Source organism: Mucilaginibacter sp. MD40, assembly GCF_002288635.1.
Lineage (GTDB): Bacteria > Bacteroidota > Bacteroidia > Sphingobacteriales > Sphingobacteriaceae > Mucilaginibacter.
In genome coordinates, this window is the sequence record NZ_NRSW01000001.1 from 2,908,574 (window position 1) to 2,933,425 (window position 24,852).

Sequence of the window (24,852 nt, forward strand, 5' to 3'; positions counted from 1 at the left end):
AATACATAATCATATTTTCTTACCAACTAATGTACAACTAATTACGGGGCATGCGCATAATTATTTGTTACAGGTGTAGCATACTGTTTGATAAATTCGTAACTAAAATTAAACCATATCATGAAAAAGACGATAGCACTTCTGGTAGTAATGTTTGTTGTTACTATTGCCTGCAAAAAGATCAACAAACTATGTGGCTGCGAACCACCTATAAGAGTTCCCGATGTTAATTTTGCCGTAATAAATGCCGACGGGACAGACCTGCTTGACGATAAAAAAAATGGTGCTTTTACACCATCGAAAATACAATTTTACACTAAGGACGCTTCTGGTCAGGCCACACCACTCCAGTTTTCACTCAAGCCACCAATGATCTATGGCGAAAAAGCATTTCAGTATTATTCGCTCTATTTACCAGTAAATTTTTTGGTTAACTCGGTTGATAAAGTATTCTATCTGAAGCTTAATAAAGAATACAAATTGAAAGCAGTAATGAATACCAGCAAATATAATATAGATGAGCTGCTGATAGATGATAAGCCGTTAACAAAAGACGATAGTGAACTTAAAAGATACGCTAATATGTATTACATCTCTCTTTAAGCGCCTGCTTCTGCAGCTGTATACTGATGTTCATGAGCAGCCTTTTTATACTCTTTCTGTAAAACCCTTGCAGTTTGTGTGCTTCCATCGTGGCTCCAGCCAGGTGGGTTAAACAAGTATTTAACCTTATTACCAAATCCGGGGGCTTTTCGCACATCGGCAATAAGCGCCTTCCACTCGTGGAAAATCACGTTAACCGGCCCCATATCCTCAGGCTGATGCGTAAGGCCGTACTTTACAGGTTCATCAGCATCTTCGTCATGAAAAGTTCCGAAAAGCCTGTCCCAGATGATGAATACCATCCCCATGTTTTTATCAAGGTAACGAATATTTGAAGCGTGATGAACCCGGTGATGTGCCGGCGTTACAAATATCCACCCATACCATTTAGGCAGAGGCACTTTATATTGGGTATGCACCATGTTACCGTATAATTGAGTAACCAGGTAAGCGTATAAAATATCCACAGCGTTAAAGCCCATCAATGCCAATGGCAAATAGAAAAATGTACGGTACAACGGCTCAAAAACCGTTGAGCGGAAACCCGTGGTAAAATTAAAATGCTCTGATGAATGATGGGTTACGTGCATGGCCCAAAACAGCCTGCAATAATGGCCGGTGTAGTGCAAAACCCAGTATAGAAAATCCTGCGCTATTACCAGTACAAACCAGTACCAAAAGGTGTTATGTATCTCAAACAGGCGAAATTGCCATGCAAAATGCAACAAGAAAAACGTACTGCCATTAACAGCCAGGTTAAGGATAAAGGCAAGGGATGTTAGATAAATATTCGTCAGCGTATCGCGCTTTTCGTAGTATTTGCGGTTTTCGCGATAGCTAAACCACATCTCTGTTAGCGTAAGCAGGATAAGTAAACTTACCAATACGATAACGGCTTCTGAACGTGAATCTATAGACGACATTTATAATGCTGCGTAATACCTTAAGCTGTCGCAAATTTCGGCAGGTGTGCATACATTGTCAATACTATATTGTCCTATACGTGTCAATAAAGTAAAGTTAATATTGCCGTTCTCGTTCTTTTTATCGTTTTGCATGTGCTGCAAAAGGGTATCAAAAGTATCTTCCTGTAGATCATACTTTGGATAAAGCTTCATCAACACGTTGGTGATCTCCGCAAGCTCATCATCCGGTAAACCTATCTTTTTATTAGAAAGCCATGCTTCGCATATCATGCCGATAGCGATCGCTTCGCCATGAGTAAGGTGGCTATCATCATTCATTAACGACCATGTTTCTACCGCGTGGCCAATGGTATGCCCCAAATTTAAAGCCTTTCGGAAGCCTTTTTCATGGGGGTCTTCTATCACCACTTCATTCTTGATCTCAACTGAACGATGCACCAGTTCTACAGATGGCAAGCTAAGGTCGCTTGTTTTCAGAGCGTCCCAGTAAGCTCTGTCAACTATCAAACCATGTTTCAGCATCTCGGCAAGGCCCGATAAGATCTGACGCGGGGGCATAGTCTGTAAAAAATTCACATTGATAAAAACCGCTTTCGGCTGTGTAAATGTGCCAATGATATTTTTTACACCATCCAGGTCTACGCCGGTTTTGCCGCCAACAGATGCATCTACCTGGGCAAGCAGTGATGTAGGTACCTGCACAAAATCTATCCCGCGTTTATAGGTCGATGCAACAAAGCCGCCCATATCGGTAATTACACCGCCGCCAACGTTGATCATCAAAGCCTTACGGTCGGCACCAAAATCAATAAGCATTTTCCAGATACCGGCACAAAAATCAATATTCTTGCTTTCTTCACCGGCGTTAACTTCTATGATGTCCGTTTTATCAAGATGGGCAAGAGCTGTTTGTATGGCAGGTAAACAGTACTCTCCCGTGTTTTCGTCGGTAAGGATAAACAAGCGCGAATAATTGCCGCGCTCCACAAAATTTACAAGTTCCTGTACGGTATTCTCAAAAAATATAGGGTAGCTGTCGCTTTGAATGGTTGGCATGGGCAAATCTTAAATCACTTTTATTTGCTGGCCACGAAATTCAACTACGTCGCCGGCTTTTACTTTAAGGCGTTTGCGATAATCAACCTGACCGTTGTATTTTACTTCACCTTCGGCAACAAATATCTGTGCTTCCCCGCCGGTTTGCACCAGGTTAACCGCTTTAAGCAGCTGTATCATTGAGATATAATCGCCCTCTACCTTAAATTCAATCATGGTTGGCAAAATTAAACTATTCGTACAATAATGAGTTATCATTTTATAATTTTGCAATCGGTTAGGAGTTTATAATAGTAGCCTACACTTAGTGAAAAATTCACCAGGTTTGTTGGGCTAACTTATTCCGCCCCGAACGCCGTACAATACATGAACGAAAAACTGTCCTTCGAAAATACCGAGATCGCTTTCCGCCACTCAACAGATGCTGATCTTAACCGCGCTTACTGGCTATTTAAGGTTATTAACGTTAACTTTTTGGTAAAAATAGGCCCACCAATTACCAACTTCGCCATGAATATTGGGTTGCCTATAAAAGGGCTTATCAAAGCAACCATATTTAAACATTTCTGCGGTGGTGAAACTATCGAAGAATGTTCAAAAACCACGGCTAACCTGGCTGCAGGAGGCGTAGGGACTATTTTAGATTACTCGGTAGAGGGTGAAGATAGCGAACAGGTTTTTGACAGCACGCGTGACGAGATCATCCGTACCATACTTACTGCTGCAAAAAGCAAAAGCATACCGCTTACCGTTTTTAAGGTTACCGGTGTTGCACGTTTTGCGCTTTTGGAAAAACTTGATGCAGGTTTAAAACTAAGCGTAGACGAGCAACTTGAATGGCAAACCGCGCAAGACAGGGTATTGGCCATTTGCGAGATGGCCCATTCTGAGGGCGTGCCGGTAATGATAGATGCGGAAGAGAGCTGGATACAAAAAACAATAGACCACCTGGCTTTAAACATGATGCGTTTCTTTAACAAGGAAACGAACATTGTTTACAACACCTATCAATTATATCGCCATGATAAGCTGGCTTCGCTGATTGCCGACCATGCTGTTGCCGAAACAGAAGGCTTTATACTTGGTGCTAAAATTGTGCGCGGTGCTTATATGGAAAAAGAGCGTAAACGTGCCGAAGAAAAAGGTTATCCCTCACCTATCCAGCCCAACAAAGAAGCTACCGACCGCGATTACAACGACGCCATAATCTATTGCGCAGATAACGTGAACAACATTGCCTTCGTTGCCGGAACCCATAACGAAGAAAGCTGCCGCTTACTAGCCGACTTGCTAAACGAGAAAAAGATAGAGCATAAAAACCCTCACGTGTACTTCTCACAGCTATTAGGCATGAGTGATAACTTAAGCTTTAACCTTGCTAACGCTAACTACAATGTAGCCAAATACGTGCCCTATGGCCCTGTTAAAGCGGTACTGCCTTATTTGTTCCGCCGTGCGCAGGAAAATACTGCTATTGCCGGGCAAATGAGTAGAGAGTTAAGCTTGATAAGTAAAGAGCGCAAGCGCAGAGCAGCAAAAGCTTAATTTACACTTTAATCTAAAAGGTGTTCGCGCCCGGCAAACTGCTGTATGGTATCAGGCGCGGTCATTAAAAAGGTTTGTATACCTAAGGTTTTGGCTGCGTCCAAATGTTGCGGAGAATCGTCAATAAATAATGTTTCTTCTGCTTTGAGGTCATTCTCTTCCAGTACCTGCTTAAAAATGGCTATTTCGGGCTTACGTTTACCGATAAGGTGCGAGTAATAAGTTTTATCGAACAAGTGCTCGTTATCGTTAAAACCAAAGTCGGTTTTAAGATAGTTCATGATGTAATTATAGTGGATATCGTTAATGTTGCTCAACAAAAACGTACGGTACTTTTCTTTTAGCTTTAATAACAAATCGTGGTTGCCAGGGGCTATACCTATGAGCAAACTATTCCAGGCATCAGTGATCTGTTGATCTGTTACATTGGCATTACCTATCTTTTGCTTAACGTAAGAACGAAACTCGCTGGCGCTTACCTCGCCCCTGTCAAACTTATCAAATATCTGATCTTGTTGCCTGTGACCAAAAAACTCTTCGGGATTTGCAATCCCCAACTGCCTGAAAGCTTCCTGACTGCGTTTAAAATCAATTGAAAAAATTACGTTTCCGTAATCAAATATGATGTTTTTGATATTGTGCATACTTGCTTATTTGCTATTGCAATAATATTGCTTTCTAATTGTATGTTTTGCTGCTGTACGATAATTTTTGGCACGATGGTAGTATGTAAGTAGCATTCCACACTTAATTGCGTATATATGGGTTTACATGTCATCTATGTAACCATATTGCAATACTACAAATGTTGATTTTATTTTATGTATAAACTACTTGCCGCTGCGTTTCTATGTTTGCTTACTGCCACCACCTACGGACAAAATGCAACCACAATAGTACCCGGTAACAATACGGTTAGAGATACAGCTAACCAAACAGATGTGATAGACATCTACAGATCGATATTTAAACCCAAAACAAGAAAACCTCGCTTTTCTGAAGATAAAACCGTTTATTTCTCCATATTGCCCTTCGGTGGGCAAGTACCGGGCGGTACCGGTAAGGCACTAATAACCAGCACAACAGCGGGTATTTACCTTGGCCCAAGGCAAACCACTAACATCTCAAGCGCCACATTCACACCCTATCTCAACTTCAGAGGTAGGTTTGGTTTACCACTACGTACCAGCATATGGTTACCCAATAATAAATGGACCGTACAAGGTGATACGCGTTTTTTAGTATACCCGCAATATACATGGGGATTGGGTAATAAAAACGGCTATCTTGATCGCACTCTGGTTGATTACAAATACATCCGTTTTTATCAAAGTGTTTTAAAACGCCTTAAGCCGTATCTATTTGCCGGTATAGGTTATGATCTCGATTACAGGATAGATGTAAGGAGCGATGAGCCCAATATTGACCTGAAAGAGTTTACCGGCTACAATTACGGTGTTAATGGTAACTCATTCTCCTCGGGTGTTACCCTAAACCTTTTGTATGATACCCGCAATAATTCCATTAACCCATTACCGGGTGCGTACGCCAATGTTATCTACCGCGTTAACCCCAAGTTTTTGGGAAGCCAGGAGAACTGGACTTCGCTATATGTAGATGTGCGTAAGTACATTTCTATGAATCCCGGAAAACCGAATCAACAAAACACCCTTGCTTTTTGGTCATATTTATGGAAGGCATTCTCGAACAAAACCCCATATCTGGATTTACCAAGTACAGGTTGGGACCCCTATAATCGCTCCGCACGAGGTATAGATCAAAACCGATATCGCGGTAGAACGCTTTTATATTTTGAGACAGAGTATCGCAGAGATATTACTAATGACGGGCTGCTTGGTTTTGTTGTGTTTACTAACGTTAACACGGTAAGCGGTTCAAAAAGCCTGTTCACGTCATGGCATCCTGCAGCGGGCACAGGTTTACGTATTAAATTTAACAAAGGTGCAAACACCAATATTGGTGTCGATTATGGCTTTAGCCAGGGTTACCGTGCTATTATGCTGAACTTAGGCGAAGCATTTTAAGATTTGATATTGAGTCAGTTACTAATAGCCGAATATATTGCCCTAAAAACTTTAAAAAAAATTAGCCTACACTTTGGCAAAGTGACCCTAATTGCGTAATATTGCGCCTCGAAAATATCGAATATTTTCAGCGCCTATAGCTCAGTCGGTTAGAGTAGAAGACTCATAATCTTTTGGTCCCTGGTTCGAGCCCAGGTGGGCGCACTGAGTAGACAGTAACTACACGTAAACACCCTCTAAATAAATATTTAGAGGGTTTTTTATTATCTACTCTTAGCCAAACAAAGCCAAGTCTTTTTCCCTTGCGATTTATGCTGGGCTTAAAGATAGTTACTTTGCGGTTCTAACGGCGATCACTTATATTCGATCACAAACTCTTCAACCGGGTTGCGTACTTTTTTCATTGACGCAAGCCAATCGTTCTCGTCGCGGTAGCCTAAATATAACAAGGTTACGCTTTTGAGTCCTTTCTGCTTAAGGTTCAGCAATTCATCAACAAGCGCATTGTTGAAACCTTCCGCGGGAGTGCTGTCTACCTTAAGTTCTGCAGCTTGTGCAATAGCCATTGCGAAGGCGATGTATGATTGCCTTGCGGTGTGCACAAAGTTTTCCTCTGCAGTTTCATTCAGGTAAAGGTTTTTAATCTTATCCGTGTAGCTGCTAAATCTTCCGCGTGGCAAATCTCTTTCGTCGGTAATGCGGTCATAAATAGTATCTATCCGTTCTGCGGTATATCTGTCCCAAGCTGCAAATACAAGCACGTGCGAGCAATCAACCATTACTTCGGGATTAAGCGAACTTGGTGCAAGCTTTTCTTTAATATCCTGATTGGATACCACAAGCACCCGAAACTGCTGCAAACCTGAAGAGGTTGGCGCCAACCGGGCGGCTTCTATAATTTTATCAACATCTTTCTGACTCACTTTTTTAGTCGGGTCATATTTTTTAGTGGCATATCGCCACTTTAAATCATCTATTAATGACATTTTTATAAATTTTAGAAACAGCTGACTTGAATAATTTCAAGCCAGCTGTCGAAATTTTATTGATTAGTAACTGCTAATTTAACATCCACGTTACCACGTGTAGCGTTAGAGTATGGGCACACCTGGTGTGCTTTAGCTACCAGTTCGTTAGCCTTATCCAAATCAATTTCTTTGATGTTTACATCAAGCTCTACTGACAGTCCAAAACCACCGGCGTCGTTTTGTCCGATACTTATTTTCGCGGTTACTGTGGTATCACCAGTAGTAACTTTTTCCTGTTTGATCACTAAGTTTAGTGCACTATCAAAACAGGCGGCATAACCTGCCGCGAACAATTGCTCGGGGTTGGTATAGTTGTCATTAGCACCGCCAAGCGCTTTAGGCATCCTGACCTCCAGATTTAACACACCGTTACTACTTTGTACATGGCCATTACGGCCTCCGGTCGCGGTTGCATCCGCCGTATATAATGTTTTCATTTTTCTGTTTTTATATAAAGCAACTATTATTTTAAACGGTTGATCATTTTTTCAGCAACACTTTCTGAAGATGCCGGATTTTGGCCGGTGATCAGTAACCCGTCTTCAACCACATGTACACCCCAGTCATCTACTTTGCTATAGTTTCCACCCAGGTTTTTCAGTTCATTTTCAACTAAGAAAGGCACCACATCGGTAAGTTTAACGGCCGCTTCTTCTGTATTAGAAAAACCGGTAACATTTTTACCTTTTACAAACGGCTCTCCGTTTTCAAACTTCACATTCTTGAAAGCCCCGGGTGCATGGCAAACCGCCCCTACTAATTTGCCGCTGTTATAAAAATCGAGTATCAACTGAGCCGATTTTGTATCATTGGCCAAATCCCAAAGCGGACCATGACCACCCGGATAAAAGATAGCATCAAAATCTGACGCATTCATTTCATTAAGCTTATGGGTATGAGTAATAACATCCTGCACTTTAGCATCATTATAATAGCGTTTGGTAGCCTCAGTTTGTGCAGATGGCGCTTCGCTGTTAGGATCAATAGGTGCCTGCCCACCTTTAGGGGTGGCTACTGTAACCTCGTAACCAGCATCAGTAAATTTGTAATAAGGTGCAGCGAATTCTTCTACCCAAAAACCTGTTTTGTGGCCGGTATCGCCAAGTTTGTCATGTGAAGTAACTACAAATAAAATTTTCATTGGTGGATCTTTTTAATGATATAATTATTGATTTTTCTTGGTGAGCGCATTGGTACTCCATAGCGCCCATAGGATAAGGATCGGCTGAAAAAAGAGTCTTATAAACCTTGCCTTGTCGGTGTTAAGGCCGAAGGTATCAACTTTATTAACGTACTGCGATATATTGCCAGGGAAGATCAATATAAAGAAAACGGCCGCGGTGATGCCTACCCACTTTTTATACCGAACCGCGAAAATGAGTGTTAAACCCAAACTGATCTCTACTATTCCGGATAGGATAACCGTCAAATCCGGATCAACAGGGAGCCACCCGGGCACCTGTGCTAAAAACTCTGACCGGTTAAAGGTAAGGTGACTTACACCGGCGAAAGTCAAAAAGGCACCCAGAATAATGCGGGCAATATTTTGTGTTACTGCACGCATTTATTTTCCTAAAGCTTTATTTAACAGTACCTTAAGTTGACTCAATTCATCTAAGGATATATTAGAACACCTAATCAATTCCATTGGGATGTGCTTTGCGCTTTCTTTCAATTTAATTCCTGAGGCTGTCAAAGAGATCATAACGATCCGCTCATCTTGTTTGCTACGGGTCCTGTTTACAAGGCCTTTTTGTTCTAATCTTTTTAATAACGGCGTAAGCGTGCCGGTGTCCAGATATAGTTTCTCGCCTAATTGATTTACCGTTTGCTCTCTGTGCTCCCAAAGAACCATTAATACCAGATATTGTGGATAGGTAATATCCAGTTGAGCCAGCAACGGCCTGTAAAGATTGGTCAGGTTCCTGGAGAATGCGTATGCCGGGAAACATATCTGATCTTCAAGCTTTAACAAATTTTCCATATACATTTAACGTTGTATATCAAAAAATGTTTTGCACAATATAATTTTTCACAACATTAATTAGGTTAATTGATAGCTGGCAGGATATATTTATTTTTCCTTAGCTATTATTGGTAAAAAGTGTTAAAAATATATTTGCTTTTGAAAACGAATTATCTTTATAGCTTTAAGCACTCACATTAGCTTAAACATCAAGAATATGTCTGCAAATAAGATACAAAAAATAGAAGATCATTTCATATACAGAATTGGCTGGTTACGCGCGGGGGTGTTGGGTGCAAATGATGGAATATTATCAACTACAAGTTTGGTGATTGGTGTTGCGGCGGCCACATCAGACAGAGGCACTATTGCTTTAACCGCATTATCAGGTTTAATTGCAGGTGCTATGTCTATGGCGGCAGGTGAGTATGTTTCTGTAAGCTCACAGGAAGAAACCGAAAAAGCGGACATTGCCCGTGAAAAGGCTGAACTTCGGGATATGCCTGAGCAAGAACTACAGGAAATTATTGAGATTTATAAAGGTAGAGGTTTAAATGCTGCTCTCGCTGAAGAAGTTGCTGTTGCACTTACCAAACATAATGCTTTAGAGACTCACCTGCGCGACGAACTCGGCATGACAGAGATTTCAGCGGCAAATCCATTACAAGCCGCTCTGGCTTCTTTTGTTTCCTTTATTATAGGGGCAATATTGCCTTTGCTTGTAGCCTTTCTGGCGCCATTGAAAGCCATGGTTTTGTGGCAATACGTTTGTTCTATCCTATTTCTAATGGTATTAGGTGGTATTTCTGCAAAGACAGGCGGAGCACCTGTTGCCAGGGGCGTGATTAAGGTATGTCTATGGGGAACTATAGCAATGGCTACAACGGCGCTAATAGGCCATCTTTTTGGAACGCATATCGTTTAGATAAGTAATTGCTTATTGAGTATGCATAGCTTTGACAATGTTTCTTGTAAGCCGTTGCAGCAAGGTAGCATCCTCGGTAACAATGTCAGCATCCGCCACCATTCCCTGTTTAAGCCTGATATTCTTTTTTATGTCAGATCGGCGGGCATCTAAGGTAACCCTTGATGTAAAAATGCTATCCCTGTATGGAACATCGGCAATATAAGTTATGCGGCCTTTCAGCATACCAAATTCCTCAAAACGATAGCCTTTAAGTTTAATCAAAACCTCCTGCCCTTGTTTTACCTTTCCCATGTTATCCTGCGGAATATTCATTTCGCCAAAGAACTTATCATTACCAGCATTAATATAAAATATGTCTGTTGATGGTGATACGAGTTGATTCTCCTGTATATTCCCTGCAAATGTTATCCTCCCGCTTTCCGGAGCAGCCAGCACGTATTTATTTTTCCAATCCTCGGCCTGGCTTATTAAACTATTAAGTGCCTGTGAAAACTTCTCTTTTTCTTCGCTTATTTGGTTATCCAGTTCTAATATTTCCTTTTGTTTGGCAAGTAAATTAGTGCGGGCACTTATTAAGGCGGCCTGGGTTTGTATCAACGGGGCTTTTCGCGCGATATACTTGCTCTCCTGTTGCCTCAATTCCGAAGGCGTTTCTACTTTTTGATCAGCAAGCTTGCGGTGCATTTTAAATTCTTCTTCGGCCAAACCGGCGTCACGCTGTTGCAGGTCGCGTTCGCTGTTTAACTGTGTTATTTGCTGAGCAAGGCTTTGTATGTCTTTGTTTAAATAATCGCGCTTTTTTAATAAAAATCCACTTTGTACAGTTGTGGTATAACTTAATAACGACTGATTAAAGGTTTGAAATGCTGATTGTAATTCGCCAAGTTGATTATAGCTTTCCTGGGTAGAAAAATAGCTTTTAACAACAACTTTACCCATACCAAATAGCTGCTGTAATTGCTTCAAAGCAGACAAAAGCTGTAACACTTGCGGGTGACTGGCCGTGCTCTCGACATATGCCAAAGGTTGCCCGGCAGTTACTTGAGCATTGTTAGCAATAAGTAACTTCTCTAACCTCCCGGTTACTTTAGGAACTATAGGCTTGGCCGCATTGGGCGAAGTTATTTTAAGACTGGCTTTTACAATGTCCGGGTATTTTATTAGAGCTGATAAACTTAATATGAGCAACAAAATACTAAAAAAACACCTATTCCCCATCGTAATATCCATCCGGGTGGCGCGGTTATAATATCTTGCATATCGTCACTGTGCCTGCTTTCTGCAGTAACTTCTTTTATTAGTGGCATAATAAATATCAGGTTCCTAATTCAAGTTGATTTTTTACCAATTCATAGTACTTGCCCCGTAAATCGGTAAGCTGTGTATGTGTACCCTGCTCAATTATTGTCCCTTTTTCTAATAAAACAATATTATCAGCATTGCTTACTGTACTTAACCGATGTGCTACTATGACAACTGTACGGCCACTAAAAAATTGCTGCATGTTGTTCATAATTACACGTTCATTATTGGCATCAAGCGAGTTGGTGGCCTCATCAAAAAATATATACTCAGGGTTTTTATAAACTGCACGGGCTATCAACAGCCGCTGGCGCTGCCCCTGACTGATGCCATTTCCCTCTGCCCCTATTTTGGTTTTTAATCCCAATGGCAACCCATCTATGAGATCTTGTATGTTGGCTACTTCAATAGCATGCCGCAGCTTGTCTTTATCGGGGTGGTCATCTCCTACGGCGATATTCCTTTCTATACTGTCAGAAAAAATAAACCCATCCTGCATAACTACGCCGCATGAACTTCGCCAGCGTTTAAAGCCAATATGACTTAATAGTTGCCCACCTACCTTTATTTCGCCCTTGTTAGGTTCATAAAAACGGAGTAACAGTTTTAAAATGGTTGTTTTACCGCTTCCGCTCATACCAACTATGGCAGTAGTTTTTCCCTGAGGTATCTCCAAGTTGATGTCCTGCAAAACTGATTCATTACCCGCGCCGGGGTACTTAAAAGTAAGGTTATTAAGACTTATAGTAAGGCTTGCAGGCAGTGTGTGGTTAAATTCCTTTTCCGCAGGTTCTTCATCATCCATATCATGTATCTCATTCAAACGTTCCAGACTAATTTTCGCATCCTGGAAATTTTGTATGAAAGCTAAAAACTGCTGTACAGGCGCGTTTAACTGGCCAATGATGTATTGTACGGCCATCATGGCACCAAGTGTTAATTGCCCGTCAATTACCGCTTTAGCGCTTAAAAAAGTAATGAGCAGGTTGGTAGTTTCGTTTATAAGCGTTGAGCCGCCCTGCTGATACTGGCTTAAAGCTAAACTTTTAACGTTAAACTTAAATAAGCGCGCCTGCAGATGTTCCCACTCCCAGCGTTTTTGCTGTTCGCAGTTATTGAGCTTTATCTCCTGCATGCCATTCACGAGCTGAACAATACTGCTTTGGTTTTTTGCGGATATTTCAAAGCTCTTGTAATTAATATCGCGCCGGCGTTTAAGGAAGGCAACTATCCAGCCAGTGTACAATATGCTGCTAACCACATACACAAAGAAAATGGCAATATTGTAATAGGCCAATACCACTGAAAAAATCAGCAAGTTGAACATTGAGAACAGTGTACTCAGTGTCGATCCTGTAAGGAAGCTCTCTATGCGGCGCTGATCGTTCATACGCTGCATGATATCACCTGTCATTTTAGTATCAAAGAAACTAATGGGCAGCTTCATCAGCTTGATCAGGAAATCCGTAAGGATGGAGATATTTACACGGGTACTGATGTGTAGTAGTATCCATGAACGTATAAACTCCACACTAACACGGCCTACAATGAGCATGGCTTGCGCAATGATAACGATGTATACGAAATTTAGGTTACGGGTATTTATGCCAATATCTACAACGGATTGTGTAAGGAAAGGAGTTATTAGCTGAAGTAGGCTGCCTATGCCCAGTCCGAATAACAACTGCATCACCAATCGCCTGTAAGTAACCAGGTAACGCAAAATTATTCCCCAGCTAACGGCACCGCTTTTCTCATTCTCCTGTTCATAAAAGTATGGAGTTGGCGATAATAGCAAAACTATACCTTCTTGTTTTTCTGTATCTGAAGCCCAATTTTTCAAGAATTCTGCTTCGATCAATGTTACCAGGCCACTTCCAGGATCGGCAATATAATAACGCCCTTTTTTGATTTTATAAAGCACCACAAAATGGTTTTGCCGCCAATGCAATATGCAGGGCAACTCTGCTTCGTTAAGGTCCTGTAAATTAATTTTTGCGCCAAGTGATCTGAAACCAATTTTTTCGGCGGCATCACTTATGCCTAAAAGCGACACCCCTTCCCTATTGATCTCACAAAGCTGTCTGAGCGTTTGTATCTTAAAATTACGGCCGTGATATTTTGCCACCATCCTTAAACAGGTGGGACCGCAGTCCATTTGATCAGGTTGTTTGTAGAAGGGGAAAGGCATCGGTTAAGGTAATAAAGCTTAAATACAAGTGAAAGTTTAATTTGAAGTTAATCAAAATAAAGAGCATTTGATGGAGTAATTGCAATTATTTGATAAGAGTGTTACGAGCAACAAATAATTATTAATGGTGGACAATAATTAGCGATGACTTTTAACTAATAATTTCAATTCTCAGTCTTTCATCATCGCTAATATTCTTATCTACAATCTACATCTGTGCAACAATCATTATCAGAACAATAAGTATCTGCAGCAGTTTGACAATCTGTAACGGATCCTCCACAAGATGTAGTTGAAGGAACATTAGCGCAACCTGATGAAGAATCCCAAGCCCATGTGCAAATAACAGGTGCCGCTTTTCCACCTAAAACATTTTTCATCTCGAATCGTGAGAGCTTTAGAAATTTAGACATAATACAAGTATTTAAATTATTCATTTGCCATATCCACGCCTTGGCAATTTCGGCTGTATGCAGGAAAAAGTACATACTCCTTTACTTTCGCGAGAAGTTTCTATAAATTATCAAAGAATCGAAGAGTAACGTATTTCTGTTTTAATTTAAACAAAAACGTTATAATATCTTGTAAAATTTGCCGATAATTAGAAAGCATATCATGGAATATTAGAGTGATGATTAGATTTTTGTAATATGCTTATATTTTGTTCCCCTGTAACGTTAATTATCTCAAACAATAATCCAAAATCATGCTTCTAATTTACTTTCCTCAAAACATCAACAAACCCAGCGTCCGAAGGTCTTAAATCATTAGTTTCAATTCGTTTACCAGTCTTATCGTAAAGGAAATAATTGGGCAATGAGTTAATTTTATAGAACCTCGCAAAATCAGATAAAAAATTACCCGACACTATATAATTATTGTCCTCAAGTTTAAGTGCTGCGGATTTGTTTTTCCATGCCACTTTATCCTTATCAAAGGACAAGTAAATAAAATCAACCTTTCCCTTAAACTCCTGTTGAAGTTTCTTCTCAAAAGGCATTTCCTTAATACAGGGTACACACCAGCTTGCCCAGCAGATGATAAGTACAGGCTTTTTATTAAAAAAATTACTGATATTTTTATACTGATCATTTACATCGGCAACGCCGGATTTCATAGCGTCTTTTAATCCGTATGTTTTTGCCGCCAAGCTTTTCCTTAAATTATAAGCCGAGTCCAGGTAATCACGATAAGGCTTGTTGTGGCAAAAAGATTTGTAATCGGTTAGCAAAGAATCAAATGCCGGGTATATCAATTCAGGATTTCCTAAAAAAGTTGATAAATGATGCGTTAGTAAATGATTTTTAATGGTATCAGCATAATTCTTTTTGATAGCATTATAAATACTGATAAGATCCTCGTTACTAAATGGCTGGTTACCTGTTTGCAAACGGTTAATTGCACATGTATAAGCATAGGCGGCTAAATTATACGCACTGGTGTTAAAATATAATTCTGGATCATTAAAATTAGCATCCAACAATGCAGTGCGGCAGTATTTTGGATATTGGTCGAGATTTAACCCCCTTGCTAATGGCTTAAGAAGGTTAGTTATATATGAGGCATATACTTCTGATTTCGCAAGCTTTCTGTAGTAATTATCTATTTGGTGTTCTTTACCGTATTTAAAAATGAACTGACATTCGGCCGCGTATTTATCGGTTGCCGTGTTACAATAACGGTTTAAAGTATCTGTCTTCCTGAACGGCAGCGCTTCGCTCCAGCCTAAAGCACCAAACCTGTTAGCAAGCGAATCAAAAAGCGCGTAGATAAATTTGTTTTTGCCCTCAATAACAATCGTATTAAACCATGGCCTTGGGTATTTTCCATTGAGTTTAATCTTCGGTTGCGTACCACTATTAATATTAACCACCATCTTATCGCCAGGTATAATAAATGTTTTATAACCAAACCCCGAACCTAAAAAACCACAGCTTATTTGTGATACAGGATACTGACAAGTGCTTTCAATAATACCACCATCCAGGTGTTTTACAGAAATGAGCTTATCCGGGTAGTATGGACTCTCGCCGTAGGCTTGCAGACCCAAAGGCTTTACAAGAAAAAAATAAAAGGAATCTTTTTTCAAACTATCTGCCTTATACCTGTAAGTAATGGTAATTACTTTTTGGGATGATGCCTTTAATACAAAGAACATTAGTACTGAAAAGAATAAGGCTTTTTTCATAAATCTGAGGTAAGAATATTATTACATAATAAATCAGCGATGGTAAGCCAATTAATTATCAAATTACTTACCATCGCTATTAGTGATATTATCTGCAGTCTACATCCTCGCAGCAATCATTGTTGGAACAATTGTTGTCTGCACCAGTTTGGCAATCTGCAGCGCTTCCTGCGCATGATGTTGTTGTCGTACCAGAAGCACAATCAGAGCCAGCAGCCCAAGTCCATGTACAGGTAACACCAGCCGCTTTTCCACCTAACACATTTTTCATCTCTCCTCTTGAGAGCTTCAAAAATTTTGACATAAAATAAAAGATTAATTATTACTTATCTTTGCCGTAACCACGCCCCGGCAATTCTGGCGGCATGCAGGTAAAAGTGCAATGCTCCTTTACTTTCGCGAGAAGTTTCTTTTATTGCTGTACCAGCAGGTATTTAATATCTTGTATACGGTAAGCATCCGGCAAACGGTAGCCGTTTACCAGGATGGTGGGCGTGGCTTTTACCTCAGCTAAATTGCACCAATCATGCTGCTCTTTTAATTTATTAAACTTGCCTTCATCTAAGTTTACAGGATAGGTTTTGGCCCATTCCTGATAGTTTTTCTGTTTCTGTTCGTACCAATCGTGTAAGGCCTTTTTCACAGTGCTTTTATCGCTGTTATCATTAAGGGCCATTAAATGCCTGGTTACGGGTGTTTTTATATCATCCTCATGGTTGGATGCCGTAAAAACCAGCCTCAGTTGTATATCCAGGTTATGTTTAAGCCATTCATCAAATATCTGATGCGTTTTGGCACAGGGCGGGCAGTAAGGATTACTTACCATGGTGATAACGTTTTCAGCTGCTGTATTGCCTAAAACGATGCTCCAGTCGGGGCTTGGGCTGCTGTATTTAGGTTGATCTTGCAGCAACTTATTAAACAGATCGGCGTTGTATTTAAAGCCGCGCAACTGGTGCTGCAGACTTTCGGCTTTTTGCGCTTTTTGTATTACCGGTTTAATCAACAGCCATAATACCGCTGGGGTAACCAAGCAAAGTATAATTCTGGCCAAAGCCTGCACGGATGGCGACTCAAATGGTTGTGTTAATAAAGTAACAAAAGGTATAAACTCCAGCCATAACAGCACTTGTACTGTGCAACACAGCACACACCATTGTTTGGCCACTTTTGCCTGGTAATAAATAGAATATATAGTATAAGGTAAACTTACAATGTTTAATATGGCCAATAATTGTAGTGTGCCCATGTTGCCACCGGCAAACAAAACCGTAATCCAAGTGCCGGCAAAATAAAAGAATCCCATATCGCTCCAGGTTAGCCCTTTTACTACATTAGCGACCTTTGACGTTAATATCGCATTACAGTTGGTTTTTCCCCCACCCCCACATAAGGTTTGTACCAAAGGGTTATTCTTGTCTATGCTCTGTAGCAATAATAACGCTGAAACCGCCAATCCCGCCGTTTTAAAAACAAGTACCAGCAAGCTTTGCCATGTAGTTAAATAGTTGTTGATTAATAAGGCGCCTGCTATCACGATTATTATAGTTAAAACAAGCGTAACGCTGTAGCGGACATCATCAAAATTAAATGGCCTGCTTGCATGGGTGTCTTTTTCAATTTTGGTATTCTCGGGTACAAGTACTACGCCATCAAATAACTGCTTAAAATCATCTAAAGACATTGTAGTAGTGCCGTTACCCGTTCCTGTTACCTGTACAGATGTTAAGGAAATGCTTTTAACCATCATATATTCGGCACCGGGCTTTTTAGTATGCGCAATAAACGGGCAGGGTACATCTGTAAGATCTTCCGGATTGATGCGATAAGCAGCCGCATCCGCGCCATAATAATTCAGCGCATCGTTTACAGCAAGCAAGTTGGGGTAATCGGGGTGTGTATAAAGTTCTTCGGTTACTTCAGTATCTGTAATTTGAGCACCAATAGCTTTCAGTAGTTCTACAGTTACGTACTCGGGGTTGTTGGGTTTGTTATTAAACAACATGTAAGGTTTAGTATTTACAAGCAAGTTAACCAATCTATTTTTAACGTTCAAGAAAAAATAGATTAGAAAAGAATTAGAAGGTTAACCATAACACTAATAGCATGTTGCTTCAAAACCAATTTCCGGGACGCCTGTTCTCTTTTATCACAAAGTGTACATATGAAATATAAGATCCTTTTTGCCGGCATCGCGGGGATAGCCGTTGCAGCTTTTTGTTTGAGTATGTCATCCTGCGTATCTATACCAAAAGGCGCCCGGGCTGTTCGCCCGTTTAAAAAGTACAAGTATTTAGGCACAAGGTATGAGATTGCCCGCATGGATTTTAAGTTTGAGCGCGACCTGGAAAAAGTAACTGCCAATTACTCCTTAAAAGACGATGACGTGATCAAGGTGGTGAACCGTGGATATAATCCTAAAAAAGGCGAGTGGAAAGAAAGTATAGGAAAAGCTAAATTAGTTGGAGATAGCACAGAAGCCCGGCTAAAAGTTTCTTTCTTTGGCCCCTTTTATGCCGGTTATAACGTTATCGCTATTGACCCGGACTATCAATACGCTCTCGTTGCCGGAAACAACCTCAAATACTTATGGCTGTTATCCAGAGATAAAACAATGCCAAAACCGGTTATTGATCAATACCTTAAAAAAGCGGCTGCTTTAGGATATAATGTGCAAGACCTGGTTTGGACCCGCCAGTAAACCAGGTTCAAAGCTGCAATAAAAATATAATACCAATATTTTTGCCTAAAAATACTATGCATGCATAGTATTTTTCCTATCTTTACACCACTCATGGTAACCAATGGAAAACTTACTAAAGGAACTTTCGGAAAGGCTTAGCCAGGTAAAGCTTGGCGGCGGAGCCACAAAAATGGCTGCGCATAAAGCTAAAGGTAAAATGACGGCCAGGGAACGTATTGACTACCTGGTTGATGACGCGTCTGAACAATTGGAGGTCGGTGCTTTTGCAGGCGATAACCTATATACCGAAGATGGCGGATGCCCGGGTGGTGGTGTAGTTACAGTAATGAGCTATGTAAAAGGCCGCCTTTGTATCATAGTATCTAACGACGCAACTGTAAAGGCAGGTGCCTGGTTTCCAATAACCTCTAAGAAAATTCTGCGAGCGCAGGAAATAGCCATGGAAAACCGCCTACCGATCATTTACCTGGTTGATAGCGCCGGCGTTTACCTGCCCATGCAGGATGAGGTTTTTCCTGATAAGGAACACTTCGGGCGCATTTTCAGGAACAATGCCCGCATGTCGTCAACGGGTGTGATACAAGTATCAGCCATTATGGGTAGCTGTGTTGCCGGTGGAGCCTATTTACCCATCATGTCAGACTATGCCTTTATAGTTGAAGGTACCGGCTCTGTTTTCCTGGCCGGCTCCTACCTGGTTAAATCGGCCATTGGCGAAACAGTAGATAACGAAACACTTGGTGGCGCCAGCACCCATTCGGAGATTTCGGGGGTTACAGATAATAAATATCCTGACGACGCATCGTGCCTCGACGCCATCAAAAAGGTGTTCGACAAAATAGGCCATAATGATAAAGCTGGTTTCGACCGCGTTGAACCCATCCTACCAAAAAAGAAACCGACCGAAATATACAGTATTCTTCCGCTTGATCGCACCAAACCATATGATATGCTGGATATCATCGAGCGGCTTGTAGACAATTCTGAGTTTGAACAATACAAAGAACTGTATGGCAAAACCATTATCTGCGGTTTAGGACGCATAAACGGCTGGGCAGTTGGTATAGTAGCCAACCAACGCAAAATGGTTAAATCCAAACAAGGCGAAATGCAAATGGGCGGCGTCATCTATTCCGATTCGGCCGATAAAGCGGCCAGATTTATCATGAACTGTAATCAGCAAAAAATACCTCTGGTTTTTCTGCAGGATGTGAGCGGCTTTATGGTGGGCAGCCGGTCTGAGCATGGGGGCATTATCAAAGATGGCGCTAAAATGGTATCTGCAATGGCTAATTCGGTTGTGCCCAAATTCACCTTTATTATAGGCAATTCATACGGTGCCGGAAATTATGCCATGTGTGGTAAAGCGTATGATCCGCGTTTGATATACTCCTGGGTAACCGGGCAAATGGCTGTAATGAGCGGTGCATCAGCGGCTAAAACGTTATTGCAGATACAGGAAGCAGCCTTAAAAAGCAAAGGCATAGAAGTTGACCCGCAGAAAGAGCAGGAACTCCTGGGCGACATTACCCGTAAATATAATAACGAATTGAGCCCCTACTACGCCGCCGCCCGCTTGTGGACGGATGGTGTGATCGATCCGCTTGAAACCCGCAAGATCATATCCATGGGTATCGAAGCAGCTAACCACGCTCCTATTACCGAACGCTACAATGTAGGTGTGATACAAACCTGATTTTACTGACCAACCAATTATATAACCAATGATGAATTTTGATACAACAGCCGGCGAACAGCTGGCCATGATAAAACAAAGTGCTAAAGAGTTTGCTGAGCAATACATACGCCCGCATATAATGGATTGGGACGAACGCCAGTACTTCCCTGCCGACTTGTTTCACCAGCTTGGAGAATACGGATTTATGGGCATACTGGTACCCGAGCAGTATGGCGGCAGTGGCCTGGACTACCAAACCTACGTTACCGTTATTGACGAGATTTCGCAGGTATGCGGCTCTATCGGTCTTTCTTTAGCCGCGCATAACTCGCTCTGCACAAACCATATCCTAATGTTTGGCAATGAGGAGCAAAAACATAAATACCTGCCTAAACTGGCCAGCGGACAATGGATCGGCGCCTGGGGCTTAACAGAAACAGGCACCGGCTCTGATGCCGGCGGCATGAGCACAACCGCGGTAAAAGAAGGCGACCATTGGGTACTTAACGGTTCTAAAAATTTTATCACTCATGCCATCAGCGGTGATGTTGCCGTAGTAATTGTACGTACCGGCGAAAAGGGCGACTCGCACGGCATGACCGCCTTTGTTGTTGAAAAAGGAACGCCGGGTTTTACCGCAGGGAAAAAAGAAAATAAAATGGGGATGCGCGCTTCTGAAACCGCATGCCTTTTCTTTGATAATTGCCGGGTACCCGCAGCCAATGTTTTAGGTGAAGTGGGCGATGGCTTTATCCAATCCTTAAAAGTGCTGGATGGCGGCCGCATCTCAATCGCCGCGTTATCATTGGGCATTGCCAAAGGCGCCTACAAAGCAGCCATTGCTTATGCTAAGGAACGCGAACAGTTTGGTAAGCCTATTGCCCAATTCCAGGCCATAGCATTTAAACTGGCAGATATGGCTACTAAAATTGAAGCAGCCGAACTATTGATACGCAAGGCCGGAAACCTGAAAGACAGCGGACAAAAATCTACCAAGTTATCGGCTATGGCTAAATATTATGCATCAGAAATTTGTGTAGAGGTAGCTAACGAAGGCGTGCAGATACATGGTGGTTATGGCTATACCAAAGACTACCCCGCCGAAAAATATTACCGCGATGCCAAGCTCTGCACCATAGGCGAAGGCACTTCGGAGATACAAAAAGTGGTTATCTCCAGGTTATTGATGGAAGAATAATTACGCCGTATTATAAGAAGAAAAAAGCCGCATCCCGACGCAAGTTGGGAGCGGCTTTTTTGTATTAAAGCACCTTATAAACCTGCCCGGTTTGCCCTCCAAGGACACTTTTCACGTAAGCCTGTGCCACGCGATGCATAGTTACAGGGATATGGCCCTTAAAGTATGGGAAATAGGCCGGAGATTCTTCTACCACACCCGGCGCTACCGTGTTAATGCGGACACCGTTCTCCAGTTCTATGGCAGCGCCCCTGGCAAATGAATCTAACGCGCCGTTTGCTGTAGCTGCGGCGGCGGCCATTGGCACAGGGTCATCGGCTAAGCTGCCGGAGGTTAGGGTGAATGAGCCTTTTGGGTTAATGTAATGCTGACCGATGAGTACCAGGTTCACCTGCCCCATCAGCTTGCTATCGATACCTACGCGCATGTTGGCTTCGGTCATGTCTTTTAAGGGACCGAAGTAGGCATCGCCGGTGGTGCTCACCAGCGCATCGAACGGACCAACCTGCTCAAACAGGTTTTTGATGGAAGCCGCATCTGCAATGTTTACCTGGTAATCGCCGGATTTAGAGCCTACCCTGATGATCTCGTTACCATCTGCCAGTACGTTTACTACGTATTTACCAATGGTGCCCGATGCACCTATCACTATAATTTTCATATGATTATTTCTTTTGTTTTTTGACAAATGTATCCCAATGCTATACTTTTGTCAAGTAGTTACCTTTTTGTCTACTAATAACCATTTGGTAGTAATTGTTTGTACGTAAAGCTATGGCCGAAAATAATTTACAAAAATATCACGGAGCCGAAGATTGCCCCATTACCGCTACCATAGATGTGATAGGCGGCAAGTGGAAACCGCCCATTTTGTGGCTGCTGATGAAAGGCCCTTTACGTTTTGGCGAACTGCACAAGATAATCCCCGGCATGGCGCTTAAGGTACTCTCGCGCACGCTGAAAGAGCTGGAGGCCGACGACATCATTATCCGCAAGGCCTACCCCGAGGTACCGCCACGGGTGGAGTACTCGCTAAGCCCAAAGGGCGTGACACTGCGCCCTATCCTCACCCAACTATCCAACTGGAGCCGCCAACATATCATGAACCTGCCGGTGGTAGAGGAAAATTGAGGTGTTCGCGTTCACGCGATGAACGCTGACAGGATTTTGGCAGTGGTTACTTGCGCAAGTAAAACTTAGAATAATGTCTCTATAATATAATCTTCTTTTCAAATGATTTTCCTATTTTTATATAATAAATGACTGATAACGAAGTAAAAGAAGCACTTTCTGAAGGATTTATAAGAATTATTTTAGCTCAAAATAAGTTTAAGGTTTATGATCCAAAATATGATCACGGCGTTGATTTAAGCGTCGGACCTGTCGACAAAATCGAGCTTGCTGATGGTAAGATTATGTACGAAGATTCAGATAGAAGGCTTGATATACAACTAAAGTGCACTACGGTACAAAGAGCTGAAGAAAACGGTGATTTTATCGAATATTATTTGAGAAACAAGAACTACTTCACCTTAAAAAGAAAAGTTGATTCCCCTTATATCAAAATGATATTAGTGTTGCTAGTCCTACCTGAAGATTCGGACACTTGGTTATCTGTAATTGAGGACGAGATGCTATTTAAAAAAAAATGTTATTGGTTTATCCCTTCCGACAGCACTATTCCCCCAGATGTATTGGTAAAAGATAAAGATTCTTCAACAAAAATTTATATACCTAAAAACAATCACTTTTTGAAAGATTTTAATGCAATCTTTAATAACATTTATGGCTTATGAGTATCTATAGAAATGTGGAGATTTTACAAAGACATATTAACCGCTACGGTTGGGTTTCTGTCAGCGAAGATGAAGCATTTAAGTATTATCTGAACAATAGTGGTATTAAATTAAGCTTTCCGATTATTCAAAATGATTTAGAGTTTGGAAACATGTTAAAGATCTGTTTGTCTAAGCTTTTGAAACATTGCCCGGAGATAGCTAAATTTAGCACTTTCAAACTATTAATGAGTCAGTGTCAAAATCTTGACAATAAATATAAGCCAGACAAAAAAGATTGGATTCTCTTTGAACCTGATAGCCGATATTCTCTTGGTGAAATTCCTGATATTTATGTTCCTAAAAAGTTTATATTTGAGCTTTAGGAATTTGATTCACATTAGCTCAAGCAGCTTCGGTTGCGGATTAGCGAGTCGTTAATCTGAGGAGAACATTGTTTCGAGCGTTTGATATTGTTGAGTTTCGCGGAGCTCTTAGGTGTATAGCGCCTCGAGCCGGCTGGGCTCACCTCGCCGGTGGGGCGTTTTTTAATCCACTCGCTATCACTCGCTCCTCAAAAAACTTTGCTTTCTTTTTTTTTGCTTTTTTGCTGCCCCCTTTTTTGTTAATTTAGGATGGCTATACTTATCACTTTGTAATGCAAGAATCAATTTTCTCTAAAAATGAATATTTATTCAAATTAGAAAAAAAAGCTCAAGAACTTGGTCTCCCAAATCAATCTGTTCTTGGGCTTTTGTCTTACGCAAAAACTTTGCAGGAAAAAAATTTACCAGTCATTTTTGACATAAAACATTTGTCTTATTTGACGGGCTTTAAAGTTGACTACATTTTAAGAGCAATTAAATCTCCAGATAAATTCTACAGAACATTTTTTATCCGCAAAAAAAATGGACGATCAAGACAAATTAAAGAACCCTTGCCTGGCTTGAAATCTATTCAATACTGGATTTTAAATAATATCATTAAAAAAGTACCGACAAGCCGATTTAATAACGCCTACAGCATTGGCAAATCAACCGTATCAAATGCAAAATTTCATACCAAACAACAATTTGTGTTAAATCTGGATATCGAAGCATTCTTCGATAATATCACAGCATCGATGGTCTCACTTTTTTTTTCAAATCTTGGTTACAACTCTGATGTTGTTTCAGTGCTTAGTTCTCTATGCACACTTAACGGTTCTATACCGCAAGGTAGTCCATCGAGCCCTTATTTATCATCAATCCTCACAATTGATATTGATGAGAACTTATACAAATATTGTAGAGAACGAAATCTACGTTATTCTCGGTACGCCGATGACATCACAATATCCGGAAGTTTTCACGCGGGAGTAGTAATTGCCGGGGTTAGAAAGCTTCTTAATTCATTAAATTTTTCAATCAACGATTCAAAAACTAGAGTTAAAAGCCAACATCAGAGACAATTAGTTACAGGTTTAGTTGTCAATAAGAAAATTGCAGTTAAACGCTCGGACCTTAAAGAATTTAGGCAAGAAATGTATTACATCATGAAATTCGGTATAGAATCGCATGTAATCAAACAGAACGTAACGAAAAATAATTACATCGATCACCTATTGGGAAAAGCCAACTTCTACCTATTTGTGAGAAAAAAAGATTCTGATTTATTTAAATATAAAACATATCTCATTGACGTCCTTAAAGGAAAGAAATGATAATGAGTTACTTGATT

The 24,852-nt window shown here is 41.0% G+C and carries 25 protein-coding genes and 1 tRNA gene; 12 read left to right on the top strand and 14 right to left on the bottom strand.

The window, feature by feature from the left end; genetic code table 11:
* Positions 1-120: 120 nt before the first annotated feature.
* Positions 121-603 (top strand): hypothetical protein, encoded by a 483-nt coding sequence (locus CKK33_RS13195; RefSeq protein WP_095704553.1) that lies wholly within the window; start codon positions 121-123, stop codon positions 601-603.
* Here the strand turns inward: CKK33_RS13195 and CKK33_RS13200 are convergent.
* From CKK33_RS13200 to CKK33_RS13210, 3 genes are read right to left on the bottom strand one after another with little or no spacing between them, the layout of a single operon-like run.
* Complete coding sequence (locus tag CKK33_RS13200) at positions 600-1,526, bottom strand: sterol desaturase family protein (RefSeq protein ID WP_095704554.1); 927 nt, start codon at positions 1,524-1,526, stop codon at positions 600-602. The two genes, CKK33_RS13195 and CKK33_RS13200, sit on opposite strands and share 4 nt — an antisense overlap.
* Positions 1,527-2,585: a 3-dehydroquinate synthase gene (gene aroB / locus CKK33_RS13205; RefSeq protein WP_095704555.1), complete on the bottom strand. Its 1,059-nt coding sequence runs from the start codon at positions 2,583-2,585 to the stop codon at positions 1,527-1,529.
* A 9-nt stretch (positions 2,586-2,594) separates the two neighbouring features.
* Positions 2,595-2,801: an RNA-binding S4 domain-containing protein gene (locus tag CKK33_RS13210; protein WP_095704556.1), complete on the bottom strand. Its 207-nt coding sequence runs from the start codon at positions 2,799-2,801 to the stop codon at positions 2,595-2,597.
* 150 nt (positions 2,802-2,951) lie between these two features.
* On the opposite strand from CKK33_RS13210, the gene CKK33_RS13215 reads away from it, so the two are divergent.
* Positions 2,952-4,130, top strand: a complete 1,179-nt coding sequence (locus CKK33_RS13215; protein WP_095704557.1) for a proline dehydrogenase family protein — start codon at positions 2,952-2,954, stop codon at positions 4,128-4,130.
* An 8-nt stretch (positions 4,131-4,138) separates the two neighbouring features.
* Here CKK33_RS13215 and CKK33_RS13220 read toward each other — a convergent pair whose 3' ends face one another.
* Positions 4,139-4,774, bottom strand: coding sequence for an HAD family phosphatase (locus tag CKK33_RS13220; RefSeq protein ID WP_095704558.1), 636 nt, complete (start codon positions 4,772-4,774; stop codon positions 4,139-4,141).
* Positions 4,775-4,951: 177 nt separating this feature from the next.
* Here CKK33_RS13220 and CKK33_RS13225 point away from each other — a divergent pair, with 177 nt between their 5' ends.
* Complete coding sequence (locus tag CKK33_RS13225; RefSeq protein WP_095704559.1) at positions 4,952-6,175, top strand: BamA/TamA family outer membrane protein; 1,224 nt, start codon at positions 4,952-4,954, stop codon at positions 6,173-6,175.
* A gap of 130 nt (positions 6,176-6,305) precedes the next feature.
* Positions 6,306-6,379 (top strand) — tRNA-Ile (locus tag CKK33_RS13230).
* A 149-nt stretch (positions 6,380-6,528) separates the two neighbouring features.
* Here the strand turns inward: CKK33_RS13230 and CKK33_RS13235 are convergent.
* The 5 genes from CKK33_RS13235 to CKK33_RS13255 are packed head-to-tail and all read right to left on the bottom strand — an operon-like array spanning position 6,529 to position 9,187.
* Positions 6,529-7,161 carry a nitroreductase family protein gene (locus CKK33_RS13235; protein ID WP_095704560.1) on the bottom strand — a complete coding sequence of 211 codons (633 nt, stop codon included), beginning with the start codon at positions 7,159-7,161 and terminating at the stop codon, positions 6,529-6,531.
* A gap of 56 nt (positions 7,162-7,217) precedes the next feature.
* Complete coding sequence (locus tag CKK33_RS13240) at positions 7,218-7,640, bottom strand: organic hydroperoxide resistance protein (RefSeq protein WP_095704561.1); 423 nt, start codon at positions 7,638-7,640, stop codon at positions 7,218-7,220.
* 26 nt (positions 7,641-7,666) lie between these two features.
* Positions 7,667-8,344 (bottom strand): type 1 glutamine amidotransferase domain-containing protein, encoded by a 678-nt coding sequence (locus tag CKK33_RS13245; RefSeq protein ID WP_095704562.1) that lies wholly within the window; start codon positions 8,342-8,344, stop codon positions 7,667-7,669.
* A 24-nt stretch (positions 8,345-8,368) separates the two neighbouring features.
* The gene (locus CKK33_RS13250) at positions 8,369-8,767 is read right to left on the bottom strand and encodes a DoxX family membrane protein (protein WP_095704563.1); all 399 of its coding nucleotides are present in this window, start codon (positions 8,765-8,767) and stop codon (positions 8,369-8,371) included.
* On the bottom strand, positions 8,768-9,187 hold the full coding sequence (locus CKK33_RS13255; RefSeq protein ID WP_095705852.1) for a MarR family winged helix-turn-helix transcriptional regulator: 420 nt from the start codon (positions 9,185-9,187) through the stop codon (positions 8,768-8,770). It lies immediately after the preceding gene.
* Between the two features lie 199 nt (positions 9,188-9,386).
* Between CKK33_RS13255 and CKK33_RS13260 the strand changes: the two genes are divergently transcribed.
* A complete protein-coding gene (locus CKK33_RS13260) occupies positions 9,387-10,094 on the top strand; it encodes a VIT family protein (protein WP_095704564.1) in 708 nt (235 codons plus the stop codon).
* Between the two features lie 12 nt (positions 10,095-10,106).
* On the opposite strand, the gene CKK33_RS13265 is transcribed toward CKK33_RS13260, so the two are convergent.
* The 4 genes from CKK33_RS13265 to CKK33_RS13280 form a co-directional block, all read right to left on the bottom strand.
* Entirely contained in the window at positions 10,107-11,315 is a 1,209-nt protein-coding gene (locus CKK33_RS13265) for an HlyD family secretion protein (RefSeq protein ID WP_158223438.1), read from the bottom strand.
* A 97-nt stretch (positions 11,316-11,412) separates the two neighbouring features.
* Positions 11,413-13,590, bottom strand: coding sequence for a peptidase domain-containing ABC transporter (locus CKK33_RS13270; RefSeq protein ID WP_095704566.1), 2,178 nt, complete (start codon positions 13,588-13,590; stop codon positions 11,413-11,415).
* A 712-nt stretch (positions 13,591-14,302) separates the two neighbouring features.
* A complete protein-coding gene (locus CKK33_RS13275; protein ID WP_095704567.1) occupies positions 14,303-15,778 on the bottom strand; it encodes a TlpA disulfide reductase family protein in 1,476 nt (491 codons plus the stop codon).
* Positions 15,779-16,190: 412 nt separating this feature from the next.
* Positions 16,191-17,783, bottom strand: coding sequence for a vitamin K epoxide reductase family protein (locus tag CKK33_RS13280; protein WP_143822957.1), 1,593 nt, complete (start codon positions 17,781-17,783; stop codon positions 16,191-16,193).
* A 159-nt stretch (positions 17,784-17,942) separates the two neighbouring features.
* On the opposite strand from CKK33_RS13280, the gene CKK33_RS13285 reads away from it, so the two are divergent.
* The 3 genes from CKK33_RS13285 (at position 17,943) to CKK33_RS13295 (ending at position 21,358) form a co-directional block, all read left to right on the top strand.
* Complete coding sequence (locus tag CKK33_RS13285; RefSeq protein WP_095704569.1) at positions 17,943-18,479, top strand: lipocalin family protein; 537 nt, start codon at positions 17,943-17,945, stop codon at positions 18,477-18,479.
* Between the two features lie 103 nt (positions 18,480-18,582).
* Positions 18,583-20,178 (top strand): acyl-CoA carboxylase subunit beta, encoded by a 1,596-nt coding sequence (locus CKK33_RS13290; RefSeq protein WP_095704570.1) that lies wholly within the window; start codon positions 18,583-18,585, stop codon positions 20,176-20,178.
* Positions 20,179-20,209: 31 nt separating this feature from the next.
* Positions 20,210-21,358, top strand: coding sequence for an acyl-CoA dehydrogenase family protein (locus CKK33_RS13295; protein WP_095704571.1), 1,149 nt, complete (start codon positions 20,210-20,212; stop codon positions 21,356-21,358).
* Between the two features lie 64 nt (positions 21,359-21,422).
* Here CKK33_RS13295 and CKK33_RS13300 read toward each other — a convergent pair whose 3' ends face one another.
* On the bottom strand, positions 21,423-22,058 hold the full coding sequence (locus CKK33_RS13300) for a short chain dehydrogenase (RefSeq protein ID WP_369803592.1): 636 nt from the start codon (positions 22,056-22,058) through the stop codon (positions 21,423-21,425).
* 74 nt (positions 22,059-22,132) lie between these two features.
* Here CKK33_RS13300 and CKK33_RS13305 point away from each other — a divergent pair, with 74 nt between their 5' ends.
* From CKK33_RS13305 to CKK33_RS13320, 4 genes are all read left to right on the top strand, one after another.
* A complete protein-coding gene (locus CKK33_RS13305) occupies positions 22,133-22,489 on the top strand; it encodes a helix-turn-helix domain-containing protein (RefSeq protein ID WP_095705853.1) in 357 nt (118 codons plus the stop codon).
* 128 nt (positions 22,490-22,617) lie between these two features.
* Positions 22,618-23,154: a DUF4365 domain-containing protein gene (locus CKK33_RS13310; protein ID WP_095704573.1), complete on the top strand. Its 537-nt coding sequence runs from the start codon at positions 22,618-22,620 to the stop codon at positions 23,152-23,154.
* Positions 23,151-23,519 (top strand): hypothetical protein, encoded by a 369-nt coding sequence (locus CKK33_RS13315; RefSeq protein ID WP_095704574.1) that lies wholly within the window; start codon positions 23,151-23,153, stop codon positions 23,517-23,519. Before CKK33_RS13310 ends, CKK33_RS13315 begins: the two co-directional genes overlap by 4 nt.
* Before the next feature lie 272 nt (positions 23,520-23,791).
* Positions 23,792-24,835, top strand: a complete 1,044-nt coding sequence (locus CKK33_RS13320) for a reverse transcriptase family protein (RefSeq protein WP_095704575.1) — start codon at positions 23,792-23,794, stop codon at positions 24,833-24,835.
* Positions 24,836-24,852: the final 17 nt, after the last annotated feature.

Coding starts and splice junctions, on each gene's coding strand:
- CKK33_RS13195 (WP_095704553.1), top strand. CDS start 121: ATGAAAAAGACGATAGCACTTCTGGTAGTAATGTTTGTTGTTACTATT.
- CKK33_RS13200 (WP_095704554.1), bottom strand. CDS start 1,526: ATGTCGTCTATAGATTCACGTTCAGAAGCCGTTATCGTATTGGTAAGT.
- aroB (WP_095704555.1), bottom strand. CDS start 2,585: ATGCCAACCATTCAAAGCGACAGCTACCCTATATTTTTTGAGAATACC.
- CKK33_RS13210 (WP_095704556.1), bottom strand. CDS start 2,801: ATGATTGAATTTAAGGTAGAGGGCGATTATATCTCAATGATACAGCTG.
- CKK33_RS13215 (WP_095704557.1), top strand. CDS start 2,952: ATGAACGAAAAACTGTCCTTCGAAAATACCGAGATCGCTTTCCGCCAC.
- CKK33_RS13220 (WP_095704558.1), bottom strand. CDS start 4,774: ATGCACAATATCAAAAACATCATATTTGATTACGGAAACGTAATTTTT.
- CKK33_RS13225 (WP_095704559.1), top strand. CDS start 4,952: ATGTATAAACTACTTGCCGCTGCGTTTCTATGTTTGCTTACTGCCACC.
- CKK33_RS13235 (WP_095704560.1), bottom strand. CDS start 7,161: ATGTCATTAATAGATGATTTAAAGTGGCGATATGCCACTAAAAAATAT.
- CKK33_RS13240 (WP_095704561.1), bottom strand. CDS start 7,640: ATGAAAACATTATATACGGCGGATGCAACCGCGACCGGAGGCCGTAAT.
- CKK33_RS13245 (WP_095704562.1), bottom strand. CDS start 8,344: ATGAAAATTTTATTTGTAGTTACTTCACATGACAAACTTGGCGATACC.
- CKK33_RS13250 (WP_095704563.1), bottom strand. CDS start 8,767: ATGCGTGCAGTAACACAAAATATTGCCCGCATTATTCTGGGTGCCTTT.
- CKK33_RS13255 (WP_095705852.1), bottom strand. CDS start 9,187: ATGGAAAATTTGTTAAAGCTTGAAGATCAGATATGTTTCCCGGCATAC.
- CKK33_RS13260 (WP_095704564.1), top strand. CDS start 9,387: ATGTCTGCAAATAAGATACAAAAAATAGAAGATCATTTCATATACAGA.
- CKK33_RS13265 (WP_158223438.1), bottom strand. CDS start 11,315: ATGGGGAATAGGTGTTTTTTTAGTATTTTGTTGCTCATATTAAGTTTA.
- CKK33_RS13270 (WP_095704566.1), bottom strand. CDS start 13,590: ATGCCTTTCCCCTTCTACAAACAACCTGATCAAATGGACTGCGGTCCC.
- CKK33_RS13275 (WP_095704567.1), bottom strand. CDS start 15,778: ATGAAAAAAGCCTTATTCTTTTCAGTACTAATGTTCTTTGTATTAAAG.
- CKK33_RS13280 (WP_143822957.1), bottom strand. CDS start 17,783: ATGTTGTTTAATAACAAACCCAACAACCCCGAGTACGTAACTGTAGAA.
- CKK33_RS13285 (WP_095704569.1), top strand. CDS start 17,943: ATGAAATATAAGATCCTTTTTGCCGGCATCGCGGGGATAGCCGTTGCA.
- CKK33_RS13290 (WP_095704570.1), top strand. CDS start 18,583: ATGGAAAACTTACTAAAGGAACTTTCGGAAAGGCTTAGCCAGGTAAAG.
- CKK33_RS13295 (WP_095704571.1), top strand. CDS start 20,210: ATGAATTTTGATACAACAGCCGGCGAACAGCTGGCCATGATAAAACAA.
- CKK33_RS13305 (WP_095705853.1), top strand. CDS start 22,133: ATGGCCGAAAATAATTTACAAAAATATCACGGAGCCGAAGATTGCCCC.
- CKK33_RS13310 (WP_095704573.1), top strand. CDS start 22,618: ATGACTGATAACGAAGTAAAAGAAGCACTTTCTGAAGGATTTATAAGA.
- CKK33_RS13315 (WP_095704574.1), top strand. CDS start 23,151: ATGAGTATCTATAGAAATGTGGAGATTTTACAAAGACATATTAACCGC.
- CKK33_RS13320 (WP_095704575.1), top strand. CDS start 23,792: ATGCAAGAATCAATTTTCTCTAAAAATGAATATTTATTCAAATTAGAA.